Genomic DNA, 1,084 nt, shown 5'->3' with positions numbered 1-1,084 from the left:
GGGGCGAATTCCTCCCCATACATAAATGACAGGGGTTTCCATTCGCCCCCCTTACCAACCCCTAATTTTCGATGACATGCGATTCTCGCGATCGCCGTAGGTTAATGTACAGATTTCGTCAATTTTATCCAATTGTGCCCCTCAGCGCCTTAGTGGCCCTGCTATTGGCCAGTTGCGCCCCGAGTACCACCACCCAATGCCGCCGACTGAGTAGCGCAATCAACAAAGGCAGCCAACTGGTCAACTCCTTCGATGTAGATCCCGAGGCGGGGGAGGCAAAAGCTGACGCCCTCGATACGGTCAGTGAAGAACTACAGGCGGTTAAACTCACCGACGAAACCCTCATCGGGTTTCAAAGCCGCTTTATCAACATCTACGATCGCTTTAGCCAAGCCTTTCGAGACACCAGTGGGTTGCTCAACGAAATCAGTGACTTGCAGCCCAATCCCGAAGGGCTGCAAAAAATGAAAGCGGCAAGAATCAAGGTAGACAAGGCGATCGACGAAGTAGAAGCAACCGCCGAGGATGCCAATGCATTAGTCAATGAAATCAAAAATTACTGTACCCCCCCAGCCCCCTAGGGTTCTCTACCCCCTAGGGTATTTTTCTATGGGGGGCGCAGGGGTGATTCTCCCCACCCCTTGGGTCGGAAAAAGGGGAAAAGAGAAACCAAATGTTGGGTTCTCCATCTTGCCCCAAGGCGCATCCAGATCTAACCTAAACATCAAGCTATTCGTGTGGAGCGAAGGAAAATGTGGGTTTTTGTGGAAATCGGAGAAATCCAGATAGTGCGGGTTTTACCGTAAAGCCATCCGTGAGGCGAATCGGAGGGAAAGGAAGTTCCATCGATCGCAGCGCAAGAGCGACAAAGCGGAAAGCACAGCGGCGATCGCAACCCGGAAAATACGCACAGGAGTTCCTGGGGCATCCATTCCTGGGGTGAGGGCGATCGCGTTCCCCTAGCCTTGACATCTGCAAATCCTGACAATTCAAACCAATCTCTCGCCATCCGTCAGGGACTCCGTAGAAACCAACCCCATGTCTAAAGCCAGGGGCTTGTACTTCTAACCACCTGACCAGCCTA

The 1,084-nt window shown here is 52.4% G+C and carries 2 protein-coding genes; one reads left to right on the top strand and one right to left on the bottom strand.

Annotated elements, in window-relative coordinates; genetic code table 11:
* Window positions 1–71 precede the first annotated feature (71 nt).
* Window positions 72–581, top strand: coding sequence for a hypothetical protein (locus LKK83_RS19420; protein ID WP_324632948.1), 510 nt, complete (start codon window positions 72–74; stop codon window positions 579–581).
* 143 nt (window positions 582–724) lie between these two features.
* On the opposite strand, the gene LKK83_RS19415 is transcribed toward LKK83_RS19420, so the two are convergent.
* On the bottom strand, window positions 725–1,009 hold the full coding sequence (locus LKK83_RS19415; protein ID WP_324632947.1) for a hypothetical protein: 285 nt from the start codon (window positions 1,007–1,009) through the stop codon (window positions 725–727).
* Window positions 1,010–1,084: the final 75 nt, after the last annotated feature.

This window comes from Phormidium sp. CCY1219 (genome assembly GCF_035615515.1).
Lineage (GTDB): Bacteria > Cyanobacteriota > Cyanobacteriia > Cyanobacteriales > Laspinemataceae > CCY1219.
The sequence above is the reverse complement of the archived record's forward strand: the minus strand, read 5'-3'. Positions and strand labels throughout refer to the sequence as shown.